Source organism: Rhizobium sp. CF142 (genome assembly GCF_000281145.1).
Taxonomy (GTDB): domain Bacteria; phylum Pseudomonadota; class Alphaproteobacteria; order Rhizobiales; family Rhizobiaceae; genus Rhizobium.
On record NZ_AJWE01000043.1, the window covers coordinates 1 to 19,264 of the forward strand.

15 protein-coding genes and 1 tRNA gene are annotated in these 19,264 nt (G+C 58.4%); 14 read left to right on the forward strand and 2 right to left on the reverse strand.

Annotated features, from left to right (window positions below; all coding sequences use genetic code 11):
- Positions 1–238: 238 nt before the first annotated feature.
- The 11 genes from PMI11_RS38375 to rpoC all read left to right on the forward strand — a co-directional run bounded on the left by PMI11_RS38375 (position 239) and on the right by rpoC (position 14,085).
- Positions 239–373: a hypothetical protein gene (locus PMI11_RS38375; RefSeq protein ID WP_007817108.1), complete on the forward strand. Its 135-nt coding sequence runs from the start codon at positions 239–241 to the stop codon at positions 371–373.
- Positions 374–547: 174 nt separating this feature from the next.
- A complete protein-coding gene (locus PMI11_RS11940) occupies positions 548–1,441 on the forward strand; it encodes an NAD-dependent epimerase/dehydratase family protein (protein ID WP_007817109.1) in 894 nt (297 codons plus the stop codon).
- 214 nt (positions 1,442–1,655) lie between these two features.
- Positions 1,656–1,731 (forward strand) — tRNA-Trp (locus PMI11_RS11945).
- A 193-nt stretch (positions 1,732–1,924) separates the two neighbouring features.
- Positions 1,925–2,125, forward strand: coding sequence for a preprotein translocase subunit SecE (gene secE, locus PMI11_RS11950; RefSeq protein ID WP_007817110.1), 201 nt, complete (start codon positions 1,925–1,927; stop codon positions 2,123–2,125).
- Positions 2,126–2,142: 17 nt separating this feature from the next.
- The gene (gene nusG, locus PMI11_RS11955; protein WP_007817111.1) at positions 2,143–2,673 is read left to right on the forward strand and encodes a transcription termination/antitermination protein NusG; all 531 of its coding nucleotides are present in this window, start codon (positions 2,143–2,145) and stop codon (positions 2,671–2,673) included.
- A gap of 179 nt (positions 2,674–2,852) precedes the next feature.
- A complete protein-coding gene (gene rplK, locus PMI11_RS11960; RefSeq protein WP_007817112.1) occupies positions 2,853–3,284 on the forward strand; it encodes a 50S ribosomal protein L11 in 432 nt (143 codons plus the stop codon).
- 4 nt (positions 3,285–3,288) lie between these two features.
- Positions 3,289–3,993, forward strand: a complete 705-nt coding sequence (rplA, locus tag PMI11_RS11965; RefSeq protein WP_007817113.1) for a 50S ribosomal protein L1 — start codon at positions 3,289–3,291, stop codon at positions 3,991–3,993.
- A gap of 330 nt (positions 3,994–4,323) precedes the next feature.
- Entirely contained in the window at positions 4,324–4,842 is a 519-nt protein-coding gene (gene rplJ / locus PMI11_RS11970; protein WP_007817115.1) for a 50S ribosomal protein L10, read from the forward strand.
- A gap of 58 nt (positions 4,843–4,900) precedes the next feature.
- A complete protein-coding gene (rplL, locus tag PMI11_RS11975; protein WP_007817117.1) occupies positions 4,901–5,281 on the forward strand; it encodes a 50S ribosomal protein L7/L12 in 381 nt (126 codons plus the stop codon).
- A 259-nt stretch (positions 5,282–5,540) separates the two neighbouring features.
- The gene (rpoB, locus tag PMI11_RS11980) at positions 5,541–9,683 is read left to right on the forward strand and encodes a DNA-directed RNA polymerase subunit beta (protein WP_007817119.1); all 4,143 of its coding nucleotides are present in this window, start codon (positions 5,541–5,543) and stop codon (positions 9,681–9,683) included.
- A gap of 190 nt (positions 9,684–9,873) precedes the next feature.
- Positions 9,874–14,085 carry a DNA-directed RNA polymerase subunit beta' gene (gene rpoC, locus PMI11_RS11985; protein WP_007817121.1) on the forward strand — a complete coding sequence of 1,404 codons (4,212 nt, stop codon included), beginning with the start codon at positions 9,874–9,876 and terminating at the stop codon, positions 14,083–14,085.
- A 149-nt stretch (positions 14,086–14,234) separates the two neighbouring features.
- Here rpoC and PMI11_RS11990 read toward each other — a convergent pair whose 3' ends face one another.
- Both PMI11_RS11990 and PMI11_RS11995 read right to left on the reverse strand, forming a co-directional pair.
- A complete protein-coding gene (locus tag PMI11_RS11990; protein ID WP_007817124.1) occupies positions 14,235–14,945 on the reverse strand; it encodes an acid phosphatase in 711 nt (236 codons plus the stop codon).
- Positions 14,946–15,309: 364 nt separating this feature from the next.
- Positions 15,310–15,603 (reverse strand): hypothetical protein, encoded by a 294-nt coding sequence (locus PMI11_RS11995; protein ID WP_007817126.1) that lies wholly within the window; start codon positions 15,601–15,603, stop codon positions 15,310–15,312.
- Positions 15,604–16,099: 496 nt separating this feature from the next.
- Here PMI11_RS11995 and rpsL point away from each other — a divergent pair, with 496 nt between their 5' ends.
- From rpsL to fusA, 3 genes are all read left to right on the forward strand, one after another.
- Complete coding sequence (gene rpsL / locus PMI11_RS12000; RefSeq protein WP_003547537.1) at positions 16,100–16,471, forward strand: 30S ribosomal protein S12; 372 nt, start codon at positions 16,100–16,102, stop codon at positions 16,469–16,471.
- A 107-nt stretch (positions 16,472–16,578) separates the two neighbouring features.
- Positions 16,579–17,049, forward strand: coding sequence for a 30S ribosomal protein S7 (rpsG, locus tag PMI11_RS12005; RefSeq protein ID WP_007817128.1), 471 nt, complete (start codon positions 16,579–16,581; stop codon positions 17,047–17,049).
- 29 nt (positions 17,050–17,078) lie between these two features.
- Entirely contained in the window at positions 17,079–19,178 is a 2,100-nt protein-coding gene (fusA, locus tag PMI11_RS12010) for an elongation factor G (protein WP_007817130.1), read from the forward strand.
- The last annotated feature ends 86 nt before the right edge of the window (positions 19,179–19,264 follow it).

Genomic DNA, 19,264 nt, shown 5'->3' on the forward strand with positions numbered 1-19,264 from the left:
TCGGTGCAGGCATCGTTGCTTCCATCATCGAGTAATCGGAATTATCCCCGATTTTAGGAAAAACCCCGCTGGAGACGGCGGGGTTTTTTCGTTTTCCGGCATCCTCATGCGTTCCTGAGATGTTGTAAAAATATCGTTAAGATGCCCCATAACAGTATTTTGTTCATCTAGCGTTCAGAAAGCGTTTTGCGTTCCGGCATTTTTAGTCCAGACTCCTCATTATAGAGAGGAGAGTAGGATGATTCACAAGGCTACATTCGTTGCGACGATTTTCGCGATGTATGTTTTCACGATGTTTTTCATCGCTGCAATTCCGCAGGAAGTTGTTCAGGCAGCTGGCGTGCAGATAGACGAAGTAAGCGTCGTTAAATGATAGCATGACTGGATCGCCGGACATTCCGGCGGGCCGTAAAAGTAACAGCGCAGGTGCTTCCGGGAGGAAGCTCCTGGCCGGGGTGGGTTTGAACCTACCCCATGAGACGCTCGCTTGCTCTTCGCGCGGAAGAGCTTATCTATGCCTCCGATTTCATGACGCGGAGGATATTCCATGAAAAAGCGCATTCTCTTCACTGGCGGTTCGGGCAAGGCGGGACGTCATGCCGTGCCGTGGCTCATCAACGTTGGCTATGATGTGCACAATGTCGATCTCGTGCCGCTCGAAAGCCCTGGTGTCACCAATCTCATCGCCGACATCACCGACAGCGGCCAGATGTTCAACGCGCTTTCCATGCACCGGGACTTTCCGGATCTGGAAGCGGGCAAGGGCGTACAGCCTTTCGACGCAGTCGTGCATTTTGCGGCGGTGCCGCGTATCCTGATCAAGCCTGATAACGAGACTTTCCGCATCAACACGATGGGCACCTATAATGTCATCGAGGCGGCGGTGAAGCTCGGTATCCGAAAGATCATCGTCGCGTCGAGCGAGACGACCTATGGCGTCTGCTTCGCCGAGGGCCATCGCGACTTCCACCAGTTCCCCTTGGATGAGGACTATGATGTCAATCCGATGGATTCCTACGGCCTCTCCAAGGTCCTGAACGAGAAGACGGCGCGCGCTTTTGCCGAGCGCTCAGGCTTCGATATTTACGCGCTGCGCATCGGCAACGTCATCGAGCCGCATGAATACGAGAAATTTCCGACCTATTTCGCCAATCCGGAAATGCGCAAGCGCATCGCCTGGAGTTATATTGACGCGCGCGACCTCGGCCAAATCGTCCATCGCTGCATTGAGAAGGACGGATTGGGCTTCCAGGTCTTTAATGCCGCCAACGACACGGTTTCGGCCAATACCCCGTCGAGAGAGCTCGCCAAACGATTCTTCCCGAATGTGCCCTTCACCCGTGAGATCGGCGAATATGAGGGCCTGCTTTCCAACCGGAAGATTCGCGAGGTGCTCGGCTTTAAGGAAGAGCACGACTGGCGCAAATATGTAAAAGTCTGAGATTCCGGTCAGAAAACTCTTGCGGTCGGGCGCATTCAATTTCGCGTCCGGCCGCCAGATACGTTGCTGTCGGCCACTTCTTCCGATCGCCTGCGGAGAATGGTTCTGAAAATCAAAAATCGCTCTTGCATATCCCGAGCCGCCGTTTTAAAGGGAGCGCCATGCTTTCACCGGCTGATGATCTCAAGGTCAACAGGCTGAATGCAAAGCGTAAAGGGGTATAGCTCAGTTGGTAGAGCGGCGGTCTCCAAAACCGCAGGTCGTAAGTTCGAGCCTTACTGCCCCTGCCATTTTTCCTTGAACGGACAGCGCGGACGTGAACGCAGCGTTCCGGCGAGGATTGAGCATATGGCGACAAATTTCGTTAAACATCGGTTTCCCTCTTGTGTATTCGGAAATCGATGTTTATTTAGGGTTCAACAGACACGCGGTGCGTGGGGCTGATAGTTTCAGCTTTACGCGCCGTAATTGCGTGGGCAGTCGATGGCATCCAAATCCAATCCATTCGCGTTTCTGCAGCAGGTCCGCACGGAGACGTCTAAAGTTACTTGGCCGTCGCGCCGCGAGACGATGATCTCGACGGTCATGGTGCTGTTTATGGTTGTTTTTGCTGCGCTGTTTTTCTTTGCCGCCGACCAGCTCATTGGCTGGGCCCTGAGCTTTGTGCTCAATACCGGCAACTGATACGAGTGGAGATGAAAATGGCGGCACGTTGGTACATCGTCCACGCATATTCTAATTTTGAAAAGAAGGTGGCTGAGGACATCGAGAACAAGGCTCGCCAGAAGGGGCTTGAGCACCTGTTTGAGAAGATCCTCGTGCCGACCGAAAAGGTGGTGGAAGTGCGCCGCGGCCGCAAGGTCGATTCCGAGCGCAAGTTCTTCCCGGGCTATGTCATGGTTCGTGCGAACCTGACGGATGAGGCCTATCACCTGATCAAGAATACGCCGAAGGTCACGGGCTTCCTTGGCTCGGACAATAAGCCCGTTCCGATTCCGGATTCTGAGGCTGAGCGCATCCTCGGTCAGGTTCAGGAAGGGGTCGAGCGGCCGAAGGCTTCGGTTACCTTTGAAATCGGCGAGCAGGTTCGCGTTTCCGATGGTCCGTTCGCTTCGTTCAACGGCACGGTTCAGGATGTGGACGAAGAGCGTTCGCGCCTGAAAGTGGAAGTGTCGATCTTTGGTCGCGCTACGCCGGTCGAGCTGGAATACGCTCAGGTCGAGAAGGTCTGATTTTCGAGATCGAGGTTCGGTCACTTGTGACCGTTCCTCGGGCGGCGAAAGCCGCATCGCGTGGAAGGTGAGGGGTCTTAAGCCAGGTCCTAACGATCCGCACCACGCAACCGCAGCCGCCGGAGTGATCCGGCATCAAGGGCCGGGAAACCGGTCATCAGTGAAAGGCAGAGAGATATATGGCTAAGAAAGTTGCAGGCCAGCTCAAGCTGCAGGTCAAGGCAGGATCGGCAAACCCGTCCCCGCCGATCGGCCCGGCGCTTGGTCAGCGTGGCATTAACATCATGGAATTCTGCAAGTCGTTCAACGCGGCTACGCAGGAAATGGAAAAGGGTATGCCGATCCCGGTCGTCATCACCTATTACCAGGACAAGTCCTTCACCTTCGCCATGAAGCAGCCTCCGGTCAGCTACTGGCTGAAGAAGGAAGCGAAGATCCAGTCCGGTTCCAAGACCCCGGGCAAGGGCGCAAAGGCCGGTACCCTCACCAAGGCTCAGATCAAGACGATCGCCGAAGCCAAGATGAAGGATCTGAACGCAGCGGATATCGAAGGTGCAATGGCGATGATCGAGGGCTCTGCCCGCGCCATGGGCCTGGAAGTGGTGGGTTAAGACCATGACAGGCAAGCGCACTCAGAAGATCAACGAAGGTGTTGATCCGACCAAGCTCTACGCTCTGACGACCGCCATCGGCATGGTCAAGGAACGTGCTGTCGCAAAGTTCGATGAAACCATCGAAGTTTCGATGAACCTCGGCGTCGACCCGCGTCACGCAGACCAGATGGTCCGCGGCGTCGTCAACCTGCCGAACGGCACCGGCCGTACGGTTCGCGTTGCTGTTTTCGCTCGTGGCGTCAAGGCTGATGAAGCCAAGGCTGCCGGCGCAGATATCGTTGGCGCGGAAGAGCTCGTTGAAATCGTTCAGGGCGGCAAGATCGACTTCGATCGCTGCATCGCCACCCCGGATATGATGCCGCTCGTCGGCCGCCTCGGTAAGGTTCTCGGCCCGCGTGGCATGATGCCGAACCCGAAGGTCGGCACGGTTACGATGGATGTCGCTGGTGCCGTCAAGGCTTCCAAGGGCGGCGCTGTCGAGTTCCGCGTCGAGAAGGCTGGTATCGTTCACGCCGGCATCGGCAAGGCATCCTTCGATGCCAAGGCTCTGGAAGAAAACATCCGTGCCTTCGCTGACGCCGTCATCAAGGCAAAGCCGGCTGGCGCCAAGGGCAACTACGTCAAGCGCGTAGCCCTCTCCTCGACCATGGGTCCGGGCGTCAAGATCGAAGTCGGCTCGGTCACCGCAGCCGTTACTGCTGCTTAAGTTTCATCGGGCTTCGGCCCGATTGTAAAGAATTCCGGCCTCGCAAGAGGCCGGAATATTCCGGAGAAATCCGGAATCCTGTCCGAGATTGCAGGTGGTTTTCCCTTAATCACTGTTGCCTGCATGAGACGGGTAAGACCCGAATTGCATGAAGTTCTGCTTCTAGGAAATCGGTTCGAGCCTTGGATGCCTTGTGCCTCCTTTGCCTTAATTGGCGCGGAGCGCGAGGGGACAGGATCCTCAAGCGTCGCTTGGGATCGCTTCTGATCCCAGGAGGCAAAGGCAACCCGGTGGGTCCGTTCAATCGGTCCCATCAACTGGAGATAGGCAGTGGAAAGAGCGGAAAAACGCGAATTCGTCACGGAACTGAACGATGTCTTCAAGGCATCCGGCTCGGTTGTCGTGGCCCACTATGCTGGTGCTACAGTCGCACAGATGAACGATTTTCGTTCGAAGATGCGCGCTGCTGGCGGCACCATCAAAGTCGCGAAGAACCGCCTGGCCAAAATTGCCCTTCAGGGTACGGAAGCGGAAGGGATCGCCGATCTCTTCAAAGGTCAGACCCTCATTGCTTACAGCAATGATCCGATCACCGCTCCGAAGGTCGTCATGGATTTCGCCAAGACCAACGACAAGATCGTTGTCCTCGGCGGCGCCATGGGAACAACCACGCTCAATGCTGAAGCTGTCAAGTCGCTTGCGACCCTGCCTTCGCTCGATGAGCTGCGTGCGAAGCTGCTGGGTATGATCCAGACGCCGGCTACCCGCATCGCTGGGGTTGTTGCAGCACCGGCAAGCCAGCTTGCCCGCGTGTTTGCGGCCTACGCCAAGAAGGACGAAGCCGCTTAAGGCGGTTTTTCGCTGTTTATAATCAACCGGTTCGAACCGAACAAAAGGAACTAGTAAAATGGCTGATCTCGCAAAGATCGTTGACGACCTCTCCTCGCTGACCGTCCTGGAAGCCGCTGAGCTGTCGAAGCTTCTCGAAGAAAAGTGGGGCGTTTCCGCTGCTGCTCCGGTAGCTGTTGCTGCCGCTGCTGGCGGTGCAGGTGCTGCTGCTGTCGTTGAAGAAGAAAAGACCGAGTTCGACGTCATCCTCACGGATGCCGGCGCCAACAAGATCAACGTCATCAAGGAAGTCCGCGCCATCACCGGCCTGGGCCTCAAGGAAGCCAAGGACCTTGTCGAAGCCGCTCCGAAGGCTGTCAAGGAAGGCGTTAACAAGGCTGAAGCCGCTGACATCAAGAAGAAGCTTGAAGACGCTGGCGCAAAGGCCGACGTCAAGTAATCTTGAACGTCTTTTGGGAGACGGTATTTACCGTCTCCCATTTGCCGTTTTTTTGAACGAATTACCCAAAAGCCGCGTGAAAACGGCTTTTGGGTAATGGGTTCTTCAAGAGCATGGTCTCGAACCGAGGCGCCAAGGCAATCCGGCCTGGCTGTTTCGGGAGGTGGGACGAGGTTGAACTATCCATTGGTTGACGGGATCGACTGGCCATCGGTTCCCGTCCGTTGCAGGCCCGGATGCAATTTTTGAAGGAGCGACGATGGCTCAGACCCTTACGTTCAATGGTCGCAGGCGCGTACGCAAGTTTTTTGGTAAAATCCCCGAAGTCGCAGAAATGCCGAACCTCATCGAGGTTCAGAAGGCATCCTACGACCAGTTTCTGATGGTTGAAGAGCCCAAGGGCGGTCGTCCCGACGAAGGCCTTCAGGCCGTCTTCAAGTCCGTTTTCCCGATCACCGACTTCTCCGGCGCCTCCATGCTGGAGTTCGTGTCCTATGAATTCGAACCGCCGAAGTTCGACGTCGACGAATGCCGCCAGCGCGACCTGACCTACGCCGCGCCGCTGAAGGTTACTCTCCGTCTCATCGTGTTCGATATCGACGAGGATACCGGCGCGAAGTCGATCAAGGACATCAAGGAACAGTCCGTCTACATGGGCGACATGCCGCTCATGACGAATAACGGTACGTTCATCGTCAACGGCACCGAGCGCGTGATCGTGTCCCAGATGCACCGTTCGCCGGGCGTCTTCTTCGACCACGACAAGGGCAAGAGCCATTCTTCCGGCAAGCTGCTCTTCGCTGCGCGCGTGATCCCGTATCGCGGCTCCTGGCTCGATATCGAATTCGATGCCAAGGACATTGTCTATGCCCGTATCGACCGCCGCCGCAAGATTCCGGTGACGTCGCTGCTGATGGCCCTCGGCATGGACGGCGAGGAAATCCTCGACACCTTCTACACGAAGTCGCTCTACAAGCGCGACGGCGAAGGCTGGCGCATTCCCTTCAAGCCGGAAACGCTGAAGGGTGCAAAGGCGATCACCGAGATGGTCGACGCCGATACCGGCGAAGTCGTTGTCGAAGCTGGCAAGAAGCTCACGCCACGCCTGCTTCGCACGCTCTCCGACAAGGGCCTGAAGGCACTCAAGGCGACGGATGACGATCTGTACGGCAACTACCTCGCCGAAGACATCGTCAACTACTCGACGGGTGAGATCTATCTCGAAGCCGGCGACGAAATCGACGAGAAGACGCTCGGCATCATCCTCGCCAACCATTTCGACGAGATCCCGGTTCTCGGCATCGATCACATCAATGTCGGCGCCTACATCCGCAACACGCTGACCGCAGACAAGAACGAGAACCGTCAGGACGCTCTGTTCGACATTTACCGCGTCATGCGTCCGGGTGAACCGCCGACGATGGATTCGGCCGAAGCCATGTTCAACTCGCTGTTCTTCGATGCGGAGCGTTACGACCTCTCCGCCGTCGGCCGCGTGAAGATGAACATGCGTCTTGACCTCAGCGTCGAAGACACCGTCCGCATCCTGCGCAAGGACGACATCCTGGCCGTGGTCAAGATGCTTGTCGAACTGCGCGACGGCAAGGGCGAGATCGACGACATCGACAACCTTGGCAACCGCCGCGTCCGCTCGGTTGGCGAGCTGATGGAGAACCAGTACCGTCTCGGCCTGCTTCGCATGGAGCGCGCGATCAAGGAACGCATGTCCTCGATCGAAATCGACACGGTCATGCCGCAGGACCTGATCAACGCCAAGCCGGCTGCTGCAGCCGTCCGCGAATTCTTCGGTTCCTCGCAGCTCTCGCAGTTCATGGACCAGGTGAACCCGCTCTCGGAAATCACCCACAAGCGCCGTCTCTCGGCTCTTGGCCCGGGTGGTCTGACCCGCGAGCGCGCCGGCTTCGAAGTCCGCGACGTTCATCCGACGCACTACGGCCGTATTTGCCCGATCGAAACGCCGGAAGGCCCGAACATCGGTCTGATCAACTCGCTGGCGACCTTTGCGCGCGTCAACAAGTACGGTTTCATCGAAAGCCCGTACCGTCGTATCGTCGATGGCAAGGTCACGACCGACGTACTATACCTTTCCGCCATGGAAGAGGCGAAGTACTATGTCGCCCAGGCCAACGCCGAACTGACGTCGGACGGTTCCTTCGTCGATGAATTCGTTGTCTGCCGTCACGCCGGCGAAGTTATGCTCGCCCCGCGCGACAGCATGAACCTGATGGACGTTTCGCCGAAGCAGGTCGTTTCGGTCGCAGCCGCTCTCATCCCGTTCCTGGAAAACGACGACGCCAACCGCGCTCTCATGGGCTCGAACATGCAGCGTCAGGCCGTTCCGCTTCTGCGCGCTGAAGCGCCGTTCGTCGGTACCGGCATGGAACCGGTCGTCGCCCGCGACTCCGGTGCTGCCATCGGCGCGCGCCGTGGCGGTGTGGTCGACCAGGTCGACGCGACGCGTATCGTTATCCGCGCCACGGAAGACCTCGAAGCCGGCAAGTCCGGCGTCGATATCTACCGTCTCCAGAAGTTCCAGCGTTCGAACCAGAACACCTGCGTCAACCAGCGCCCGCTGGTCACCGTTGGTGACGAGGTCAACCGCGGCGACATCCTTGCCGACGGCCCGTCGACCGATCTCGGCGACCTGGCTCTCGGCCGCAACGCGCTCGTCGCGTTCATGCCCTGGAACGGCTATAACTACGAAGACTCGATCCTGCTCTCCGAGCGTATCGTTGCCGACGACGTGTTCACGTCCATCCACATCGAAGAATTCGAAGTGATGGCGCGCGACACCAAGCTTGGTCCTGAGGAAATCACCCGCGACATTCCGAACGTTTCGGAAGAAGCGCTGAAGAACCTCGACGAAGCCGGCATCGTCTATATCGGCGCCGAAGTTCAGCCAGGCGATATCCTGGTCGGCAAGATCACGCCGAAGGGCGAAAGCCCGATGACGCCGGAAGAAAAACTCCTGCGCGCCATCTTCGGTGAAAAGGCATCCGACGTCCGCGATACGTCCATGCGCATGCCGCCCGGCACCTACGGCACGATCGTCGAAGTGCGCGTCTTCAACCGCCACGGCGTTGAAAAGGACGAGCGCGCGATGGCTATCGAGCGCGAAGAGATCGAGCGTCTGGCAAAGGACCGCGACGACGAGCAGGCGATCCTCGACCGTAACGTCTACGGCCGTCTGATCGACATGCTGCGCGGCCAGTCCTCCATTGCAGGCCCGAAGGGCTTCAAGAAGGGCACCGAGCTGTCGAATGCCGTCGTTTCCGAATATCCCCGCTCGCAGTGGTGGATGTTCGCCGTCGAAGACGAAAAGGTCCAGAGCGAGCTCGAAGCACTCCGCGGCCAGTACGACGAATCCAAGTCGCGCCTTGAACAGCGCTTCATGGACAAGGTCGAAAAGGTCCAGCGCGGCGACGAAATGCCTCCGGGCGTCATGAAGATGGTCAAGGTCTTCGTCGCTGTTAAGCGCAAGATCCAGCCGGGCGACAAGATGGCCGGCCGTCACGGCAACAAGGGTGTCGTGTCGCGCATCGTGCCGGTCGAAGACATGCCGTTCCTGGAAGACGGTACGCATGTGGACGTCGTTCTGAACCCGCTCGGCGTGCCCTCGCGCATGAACGTCGGCCAGATCCTTGAGACGCACCTTGGCTGGGCTTGCGCCGGCATGGGTCGTCAGATCGGCGATATGCTGGAGGCCTACAAGGCCAACGGCAACATCGAACCGCTGCGCAAGACGATCGGCGACGTTGTCGGTGACGGTCCGAAGGCCGAACAGGTCAAGGATTTCGACGATGACTCGGTCCTGCGTCTGGCCGATCAGTGGAAGCGTGGCGTCTCCATCGCGACCCCGGTCTTTGATGGTGCGAACGAAGAGAACGTCAATGAGATGCTGCGTCTGGCAGGTCTCAAGGACACAGGTCAGTCGACGCTGTACGACGGTCGTACCGGCGAGCAGTTCGACCGCCAGGTCACGGTTGGCTACATCTACATGCTGAAGCTCAACCACCTGGTCGACGACAAGATCCACGCTCGTTCGATCGGCCCGTACTCGCTCGTTACCCAGCAGCCGCTGGGCGGCAAGGCGCAGTTCGGCGGCCAGCGCTTCGGCGAAATGGAAGTCTGGGCGCTCGAAGCTTACGGCGCAGCCTACACGCTGCAGGAAATGCTGACGGTGAAGTCGGACGACGTTGCCGGTCGCACCAAGGTTTACGAAGCGATCGTCCGTGGCGACGACACGTTCGAGGCCGGCATTCCGGAAAGCTTCAACGTTCTCGTCAAGGAAATGCGCTCGCTGGGTCTCTCGGTCGAGCTCGAAAATTCCAAGGTCGAGGACCTGCAGGCTGCAGGCCAGCTGCCGGACGCAGCCGAGTAACCACTTGATAGGGTGTGCGCTCTTCAAAAGAGCGCACACAGTTCCCGCCGAGGCCCCGTAACGTGTTGGCCGGGCAGGGACGCTTTCGCCGCATTCTGCGGTTATTGTCGTTTAAGCGCTGGCGCGGCTCCCGGGAATTTGCCGCCAACCTCGCAAGCTAAGGGCGCTTTCGCCCATGAAGGAGACAGGCATGAACCAAGAGGTCATGAATCTTTTCAATCCGCAGGTGCCTGCACAGAACTTCGATTCCATCCGGATTTCGATCGCCTCTCCGGAGAAGATTCTTTCCTGGTCCTACGGCGAGATCAAGAAGCCGGAAACCATCAACTACCGTACGTTCAAGCCGGAACGCGACGGTCTCTTCTGCGCGCGCATCTTTGGACCGATCAAGGACTACGAGTGCCTGTGCGGCAAGTACAAGCGCATGAAGTACAAGGGCATCATCTGCGAAAAGTGCGGCGTCGAAGTCACGCTGTCGCGCGTTCGCCGTGAGCGCATGGGCCATATCGAGCTCGCCGCTCCCGTTGCCCACATCTGGTTCCTGAAGTCGCTGCCGAGCCGCATCTCCACGCTGCTCGACATGACGCTGAAGGATGTTGAGCGCGTCCTCTACTTCGAAAACTACATCGTGACCGAGCCGGGTCTGACCGCGCTCAAGGAGCACCAGCTCCTGTCCGAAGAAGAGTACATGCTTGCCGTCGACGAATACGGTGAAGACCAGTTCACGGCCATGATCGGTGCCGAAGCCATCTATGAGATGCTGGCATCGATGAACCTTGAGAAGATCGCTGGCGACCTGCGCTCCGAGCTTGCCGACACCACGTCGGATCTCAAGCAGAAGAAGCTGATGAAGCGCCTGAAGATCGTCGAGAACTTCATGGAATCCGGCAACCGTCCGGAATGGATGATCATGAAGGTCGTTCCGGTCATCCCGCCGGACCTGCGCCCGCTGGTTCCTCTGGACGGTGGTCGTTTCGCGACGTCTGACCTGAACGATCTGTATCGTCGCGTCATCAACCGTAACAACCGTCTGAAGCGCCTGATCGAACTGCGCGCTCCGGGCATCATCATCCGCAACGAAAAGCGCATGCTGCAGGAATCTGTCGATGCGCTCTTCGATAACGGCCGCCGCGGCCGTGTCATCACCGGCGCCAACAAGCGTCCGCTGAAGTCGCTGTCCGACATGCTCAAGGGCAAGCAGGGCCGCTTCCGTCAGAACCTGCTCGGCAAGCGCGTCGACTATTCCGGCCGTTCGGTCATCGTGACCGGTCCGGAACTGAAGCTGCATCAGTGCGGTCTTCCGAAGAAGATGGCGCTCGAGCTCTTCAAGCCGTTCATCTACGCCCGCCTCGACGCGAAGGGTTATTCTTCGACCGTCAAGCAGGCCAAGAAGCTCGTCGAAAAGGAAAAGCCGGAAGTCTGGGATATCCTCGACGAGGTCATCCGCGAGCATCCGGTTCTGCTGAACCGCGCACCGACGCTGCACCGCCTGGGCATCCAGGCCTTCGAACCCACCCTGGTCGAAGGCAAGGCCATCCAGCTGCACCCGCTCGTCTGCACGGCCTTCAACGCCGACTTCGACGGTGACCAGATGGCCGTTCACGTGCCGCTGTCGCTCGAAGCCCAGCTCGAAGCTCGCGTTCTGATGATGTCGACGAACAACATCCTGCACCCAGCAAACGGTGCACCGATCATCGTTCCGTCGCAGGACATGGTTCTCGGCCTGTACTACCTGTCGATCATGAACCAGAACGAGCCGGGCGAAGGCATGGCCTTCTCCGATCTCGGCGAGCTGCACCACGCCCTCGAAACCAAGGTCGTGACGCTGCACACCAAGATCCGCGGCCGCTTCAAGTCGATCGGCGAGGACGGCAAGCCCTACTCGAAGATCTATGAAACGACGCCGGGCCGCCTGCTCATCGGTGAACTCCTGCCGAAGAACGGCAAGGTGACCTTCGATATCTGCAACCAGGAAATGACCAAGAAGAACATCTCCAGGATGATCGACGCGGTCTACCGTCATTGCGGCCAGAAGGACACGGTCATCTTCTGTGACCGCATCATGCAGCTCGGCTTCAGCCATGCCTGCCGCGCCGGCATTTCGTTCGGCAAGGACGACATGGTCATCCCGGACACCAAGGCCAAGATCGTCAACGACACCGAAAATCTGGTGAAGGAATACGAACAGCAGTACAACGACGGTCTCATCACCCAGGGCGAAAAGTACAACAAGGTTGTCGACGCCTGGGGTAAGGCTACCGAAAAGGTCGCCGAAGAGATGATGGCCCGCATTAAGGCTGTCGAGTTCGATCCGGCGACCGGTCGTCAGAAGCCGATGAACTCGATCTACATGATGTCCCACTCGGGCGCTCGTGGTTCTCCGAACCAGATGCGTCAGTTGGGCGGCATGCGCGGCCTCATGGCCAAGCCGTCGGGTGAAATCATCGAGACGCCGATCATCTCGAACTTCAAGGAAGGCCTGACCGTCAACGAGTACTTCAACTCGACCCACGGTGCCCGTAAGGGTCTGGCAGACACCGCTTTGAAGACCGCAAACTCCGGTTACCTGACCCGCCGTCTCGTCGACGTCGCGCAGGATTGCATCGTCACACACGTTGATTGCGGCACCGAAACCGGCCTCACCATGACCGCCATCGTCGATGCCGGTCAGGTCGTTGCCTCGATCGGTGTCCGTATCCTCGGCCGTACGGCCCTCGACAACATCGACCATCCGGTGACCGGCGAGCGTATCGTCGATGCTGGCAAGATGATCCTTGAGCCCGACGTCGTCGAGATCGAGAAGGCCGGTATCCAGTCGATCCGCATCCGTTCGGCACTGACCTGCGAAATCCAGACGGGCGTCTGCTCGGTCTGCTACGGCCGAGACCTTGCTCGCGGTACGCCTGTTAACATGGGCGAAGCCGTCGGCGTTATCGCGGCTCAGTCGATCGGCGAGCCGGGCACGCAGCTCACCATGCGTACGTTCCACCTTGGTGGCACGGCAACCGTGGTCGACCAGTCGTTCCTGGAAGCCTCGTATGAAGGTACGGTGCAGATCAAGAACCGCAACATCCTGCGCAACTCCGATGGCAATCTCGTTGCCATGGGCCGCAACATGACCGTCCAGATCCTGGACGAGCGTGGCGTGGAGCGTTCCTCGCAGCGTGTTGCCTACGGTTCGAAGCTGCATGTCGATGAAGGCGACAAGGTCAAGCGCGGTCAGCGTCTGGCAGAGTGGGATCCCTACACCCGTCCGATGATGACGGAAGTAGCCGGTACGGTTCAGTTCGAAGATGTCGTCGACGGCCTCTCCGTTCTCGAAGCGACCGACGAATCCACGGGTATCACCAAGCGTCAGGTTATCGACTGGCGTTCGACCCCGCGCGGTTCGGACCTGAAGCCTGCCATCGTCATCAAGGATGCAAGCGGCAATGTCGCGAAGCTCTCCCGTGGTGGCGAAGCCCGCTTCCTGCTTTCGGTCGACGCGATCCTGTCGGTCGAGCCGGGCACGAAGGTCTCCCAGGGTGACGTTCTTGCCCGTTCGCCGCTGGAAAGCGCCAAGACCAAGGACATCACCGGTGGTCTGCCGCGCGTCGCAGAACTGTTCGAAGCCCGTCGTCCGAAGGACCACGCCATCATCGCAGAGATCGATGGTACGATCCGCCTCGGCCGCGATTACAAGAACAAGCGCCGCGTCATCATCGAGCCGGCGGAAGACGGTGTCGAGCCTGTCGAATACCTGATCCCGAAGGGCAAGCCCTTCCACCTTCAGGAAGGCGACTATATCGAAAAGGGTGACTACATCCTCGACGGTAACCCGGCTCCGCACGACATCCTGGCGATCAAGGGCGTGGAGGCTCTGGCTTCCTACCTCGTCAACGAAATCCAGGAAGTCTATCGTTTGCAGGGCGTTGTCATCAACGACAAGCACATCGAAGTGATTGTCCGTCAGATGCTGCAGAAGGTGGAAATCACCGATGCAGGCGACTCGACCTATATCGTCGGCGACAATGTCGACCGTATCGAGCTCGAAGACGTCAACGACCAGCTCATCGAGGAAGGCAAGAAGCCTGCCAGCGGTGATCCGGTTCTGCTCGGCATCACCAAGGCATCGCTGCAGACCCCGTCCTTCATCTCGGCCGCGTCCTTCCAGGAAACGACCAAGGTGCTGACGGAAGCTGCGATCGCCGGCAAGACCGACGGCCTGCAGGGTCTGAAGGAAAACGTCATCGTCGGCCGCCTGATCCCGGCCGGTACCGGTGGCACCATGACCCAGATCCGCCGCATTGCGACGGCTCGCGACGACCTGATCCTGGAAGAGCGCCGCAAGGGCTCCGGGGCAGGGGCCGCAACGCCGATGCTGCAGGACCTGGCGAACGAAAGCGCTCCTGCTGCCGAATAACAGGCAGTTCAGAGTTTGGAAATTCAAAGCCGCCCGGAGAAATCCGGGCGGCCTTTCTTTGTCCGGAAATATCTGGATACCTCATTCCAATCGGAAAACGACAAAGCCGCCGGTAAGGCCGGCGGCTTCGCTAAAATCCTCACTATGGCTCAGAGGCCGAGCGCGCTGCGGAGCTCGCTCTTGGCCGCTTCATATTCGGCCTTGTAGTCGTCGTGCTGCATGATCGTCTGGGCGATTGCGATGCCGGAAATGCGGCCGGCTTCGATATCGGTCGGGTAATGGATACCGCCGACAACACGGTTCCAGCCATATTCCCAGGCGCGGGCCATGATCGCATCCTTTTTCTCCGGAACCATGTCGGAGAGTACGACGCCCATCAGCGTGCCGACCGTGGTATGGCCGGACGGATAGGAGCCGGACTTGGAGAGCGGAACAACTGGCTTGATGAGATCGGGATAGAGCAGATGCGGACGCGTGCGTTTCCAGACATCCTTGGCTGGGTCGACGACGGCAGCTTCCGTCTCGACGATACGGTCGAAGAAGGCAGAGAACTTCGGCAGGTTTTCCTTGGTGAACTTCGGATTGCCGATCACGTCTGAATAGCGCCAGATATCCTCCTCGGCGTCGGCAACCGCGCGATCGACCATTTCGGGCGTACGCGTGACCTGGATGGCCAGGACCTCGCCGATCTCGGCCTTGGTTTTGGCCGAGTCATTGGCCGGCGGCGGCGGCAGAAGATCAAGGAGATTGACTTCCTTGGCATCGGTGAAGGGCTTTGCCTTGTCTTCGGCGAAAACCGGCGATGCGATCATGACAGCAAACGCAAGGCCAAGCGCGACGAATTTCGAAATATTACGCATGATAACTCCTTTGGGGGCAACGATTACAATCCGGCTCTAGCCAATGATTGTTGTGTTCGCGTGACACTTCGCATGCTCTCTGCGACATCGGCTGGTCGAGAGGTACGCTGTCAGCGGCCACCTCGATCGGAGGTCGATATCGAAGGCCGGCGGAAGGCGCCCGAACGCAGACGAACTGCCACCGCGATATGCAGTTTGAGGTGCGCAAAAAGATGGGTGTCGAACTTGCTGAGGCCGTTGGCGACGGTTATCGCGATAACACGCTGCGCGCTCGCCGCCCTCATTGATATCGGCCAAAATGGAAAGGTGAGGGCGGGAGGATCAGGCCCGCGCGGCGCGCAGGCCCCGTTCTTTGTCTATAGGCTTAGCTGAAGCGGATGATCGAGACTTCGCCGTCCAGGGCACCCTGATAGGCGGAGGCATGCGGCTCATCGGAGGGAACTTCGGTCAACATGCCGATCTGGTCGAGATCGGCTTCGATGAAGCCTTCCTCGGCAAGAGCGTTCAAGGCTTCGCGCACGGCGCTGTCGTCATCGGCGGCCTTCAGCATGACGTGCAGGTCAACGCCCTCGCTCGTGTCGGATTCATAGCCCTTGCCGATGATGATGAAGATCATCGGTCCGTCGAAATTGTTGTCGTTGTCCGGTGTCCCGATCATCTTCTTGTCCTTCGGCTCTCTAAGAATCGCAATATGCAGATCCCATATAAGGGCTTGATGTCTGCAAATACCGATTCCTATCTGTTTTTGCTGCAATGCCCAAGTTTATCTTGCCGGGTATCTTTAACCGGCTTAAAGAGCCTGTAAACAGCCTGTTCACAGGGGTTTTCAAGCCTTCGGCGCGGAGATTATTTCTTAACCGGCCTTGACGAACAGGGTGGAAACCAGTAGTACGCCCGCCATCAGATCCAATGTGAGGTTTGGCTGTTTGGGGCGACGCGTCCTGAAGATCGCCTCAAACAAGGTTCTATACGCACGTTGAAGTCATGATGCTGCACGCATGACGCATCTTTTTTGCGTCCTCTGCTCTATGTGGTCCATCTGCGGAAGCGGATCGGGCCATATTTTGCGCATTGAGGGAAATATGTGTGGCAATGCCGGAAACGGCGAAGTTCGAGCCCGCAAGGGTACTGAGACAAAAGTAAGGGATGGTTGAATGCCTACCGTAAACCAGCTGATCCGCAAGCCTCGCCAGGCGAACGTAAAGCGTAATAAGGTTCCCGCTCTCCAGGAGAACCCGCAGAAGCGCGGCGTTTGCACCCGCGTCTATACCACGACGCCGAAGAAGCCGAACTCGGCTCTGCGTAAGGTTGCAAAGATCCGCCTCACCAATGGCTTCGAAGTCATTGGCTACATTCCCGGTGAAGGTCACAACCTTCAGGAACACTCTGTCGTCATGATCCGTGGCGGCCGCGTCAAGGACCTTCCGGGTGTCCGTTACCACATCATCCGCGGCGTTCTCGATACCCAGGGTGTCAAGAACCGCAAGCAGCGCCGTTCCAAGTACGGTGCGAAGCGTCCGAAGTAATTTCGCCCCGGGCGATACCGCCCGGAAAGGCTTGAAGGTGAAATCCCCGGCGCTGCGCGAAGTCCTCCGCGTGGTAGAGCGCCTTAACAGTTAAAGAGACGAGAAGTATGTCCAGACGCCATAAAGCAGAAAAGCGCGAGATCAATCCGGACCCGAAGTTCGGTGACCTCGTTGTTACGAAGTTCATGAATGCCATCATGCTGGACGGCAAGAAGTCCGTCGCCGAGAGCATCGTCTATGGCGCGTTTGACTCCGTACAGGGCAAGTCGAAGCAGGAGCCGCTGACGGTTTTCCATTCCGCGCTCGACAACATTGCTCCGCACGTTGAAGTCCGTTCGCGCCGCGTCGGTGGTGCGACCTACCAGGTTCCGGTCGATGTTCGTCCGGAGCGCCGCCAGGCTCTTGCAATCCGCTGGCTGATCGCTGCTGCTCGCAAGCGCAACGAGACCACCATGATCGATCGTCTTTCGGGCGAACTTCTCGACGCCTCCAACAACCGCGGTTCCGCGGTCAAGAAGCGCGAAGACACGCACAAGATGGCTGATGCCAACCGCGCGTTCTCGCATTATCGCTGGTAATCCCGAACGATATCGAAAGGCAGTCCATAATGGCTCGCGAATATAAGATCGAAGACTACCGCAATTTCGGTATCATGGCGCATATCGACGCCGGCAAGACCACGACCACCGAGCGTATCCTTTATTACACCGGCAAGTCGCACAAGATCGGTGAAGTCCACGATGGCGCAGCCACGATGGACTGGATGGAGCAGGAGCAGGAACGCGGCATCACGATCACGTCCGCCGCGACCACGACCTTCTGGAAGGGTCGTGACGGCAAGATGCGCCGCTTCAACATCATCGACACCCCTGGCCACGTCGACTTCACCATCGAAGTCGAGCGTTCGCTGCGCGTTCTCGACGGCGCCATTGCGCTGCTCGACGCCAACGCCGGTGTTGAGCCGCAGACGGAAACCGTCTGGCGTCAGGCCGAGAAGTACAACGTTCCGCGCATGATCTTCTGCAACAAGATGGACAAGACCGGCGCGGACTTCTACCGCTCGGTCGAGATGATCAAGACCCGTCTGGGCGCGATCGCTGTCGTCATGCAGCTGCCGATCGGCGCTGAAAGCGACTTCAAGGGCGTTATCGACCTGGTCGAGATGAACGCTCTCATCTGGCGCGACGAATCGCTCGGCGCCCAGTGGGACGTCGTTGAGATCCCTGAGGACATGAAGGCCAAGGCTGAAGAATATCGCGAAAAGCTGATCGAGACCGTTGTCGAGATCGACGAAGCCGCGATGGAAGCCTACCTCGAAGGCAACATGCCCGACAACGACAAGATCCGCGAACTCGTTCGTCGCGGCACGATCGACGTCAAGTTCCACCCGATGTTCTGCGGCACTGCCTTCAAGAACAAGGGCGTTCAGCCGCTGCTCGACGCCGTTGTCGACTACCTGCCGTCGCCGCTCGACATTCCGGCGATCAAGGGCATTGACTTCAAGACGGAAGCTGAAATCGAGCGTCATGCAGACGATGCCGAGCCGCTTTCCATGCTCGCGTTCAAGATCATGAACGACCCCTTCGTCGGTTCGCTCACCTTCGCCCGTATCTATTCCGGCAAGCTGGAAAAGGGCTCGTCGGTGATGAACACGGTCAAGGACAAGCGCGAGCGCGTCGGCCGCATGCTGCAGATGCACTCCAACTCGCGTGAAGACATCGAAGAAGCCTTTGCAGGCGACATCGTTGCTCTCGCAGGTCTCAAGGAAACCACGACGGGTGACACGCTCTGCGACCCGCTGAAGCCGGTTATCCTCGAGCGCATGGAGTTCCCGGAGCCGGTCATCCAGATCGCTATCGAGCCGAAGTCCAAGGGCGACCAGGAAAAGATGGGCCTCGCGCTCAACCGCCTGGCAGCAGAAGATCCGTCCTTCCGCGTGAAGACGGACCAGGAATCCGGTCAGACGATCATTGCTGGCATGGGCGAACTGCATCTCGACATCATCGTCGACCGCATGCGCCGCGAGTTCAAGGTTGAAGCAAACGTCGGTGCGCCGCAGGTTGCTTACCGCGAAACCATCACGCGCCAGCACGAAGAAGATTACACGCACAAGAAGCAGTCCGGTGGTACCGGCCAGTTCGCGCGCGTCAAGATCGTCTTCGAACCGAACCCTGAAGGCGAAGACTTCAAGTTCGAATCCAAGATCGTCGGCGGTGCTGTTCCGAAGGAATACATCCCGGGCGTTCAGAAGGGTATCGAAAGCGTTCTGTCTTCCGGCCCGCTGGCAGGCTTCCCGATGCTGGGCGTCAAGGCGACCCTGATCGACGGCGCCTTCCATGACGTTGACTCGTCGGTCCTGGCGTTCGAAATCGCTTCCCGCGCTTGCTTCCGTGAAGCAGCAAAGAAGGCCGGCGCTCAGCTCCTCGAGCCGATGATGAAGGTCGAAGTTGTTACCCCGGAAGATTACGTCGGCGACGTTATCGGTGACCTCAACTCCCGTCGCGGTCAGATTCAGGGTCAGGAAAGCCGCGGTGTGGCTGTTGTCATCAACGCCAACGTCCCGCTGGCCAACATGTTCAAGTACGTCGATAACCTGCGCTCCATGTCGCAGGGCCGTGCTCAGTACACGATGACCTTCGATCACTACTCGCCGGTCCCGTCGAACGTCGCAACCGAAATCCAGGCAAAGTATTCCGGTCAGAAGTGACCGGAATACCAATTGACCGATAACAAGAATTAGCGCCCCTCGGGGCCAAAGAATGGAGAGCCGAAAATGGCAAAGAGTAAGTTTGA

Bases quoted from the DNA above. Each gene is read 5' to 3' on its own strand.
- PMI11_RS38375 (WP_007817108.1), top strand. From the start codon at position 239: ATGATTCACAAGGCTACATTCGTTGCGACGATTTTCGCGATGTATGTT.
- PMI11_RS11940 (WP_007817109.1), top strand. From the start codon at position 548: ATGAAAAAGCGCATTCTCTTCACTGGCGGTTCGGGCAAGGCGGGACGT.
- secE (WP_007817110.1), top strand. From the start codon at position 1,925: ATGGCATCCAAATCCAATCCATTCGCGTTTCTGCAGCAGGTCCGCACG.
- nusG (WP_007817111.1), top strand. From the start codon at position 2,143: ATGGCGGCACGTTGGTACATCGTCCACGCATATTCTAATTTTGAAAAG.
- rplK (WP_007817112.1), top strand. From the start codon at position 2,853: ATGGCTAAGAAAGTTGCAGGCCAGCTCAAGCTGCAGGTCAAGGCAGGA.
- rplA (WP_007817113.1), top strand. From the start codon at position 3,289: ATGACAGGCAAGCGCACTCAGAAGATCAACGAAGGTGTTGATCCGACC.
- rplL (WP_007817117.1), top strand. From the start codon at position 4,901: ATGGCTGATCTCGCAAAGATCGTTGACGACCTCTCCTCGCTGACCGTC.
- rpoB (WP_007817119.1), top strand. From the start codon at position 5,541: ATGGCTCAGACCCTTACGTTCAATGGTCGCAGGCGCGTACGCAAGTTT.
- rpoC (WP_007817121.1), top strand. From the start codon at position 9,874: ATGAACCAAGAGGTCATGAATCTTTTCAATCCGCAGGTGCCTGCACAG.
- PMI11_RS11990 (WP_007817124.1), bottom strand. From the start codon at position 14,945: ATGCGTAATATTTCGAAATTCGTCGCGCTTGGCCTTGCGTTTGCTGTC.
- PMI11_RS11995 (WP_007817126.1), bottom strand. From the start codon at position 15,603: ATGATCGGGACACCGGACAACGACAACAATTTCGACGGACCGATGATC.
- rpsL (WP_003547537.1), top strand. From the start codon at position 16,100: ATGCCTACCGTAAACCAGCTGATCCGCAAGCCTCGCCAGGCGAACGTA.
- rpsG (WP_007817128.1), top strand. From the start codon at position 16,579: ATGTCCAGACGCCATAAAGCAGAAAAGCGCGAGATCAATCCGGACCCG.
- fusA (WP_007817130.1), top strand. From the start codon at position 17,079: ATGGCTCGCGAATATAAGATCGAAGACTACCGCAATTTCGGTATCATG.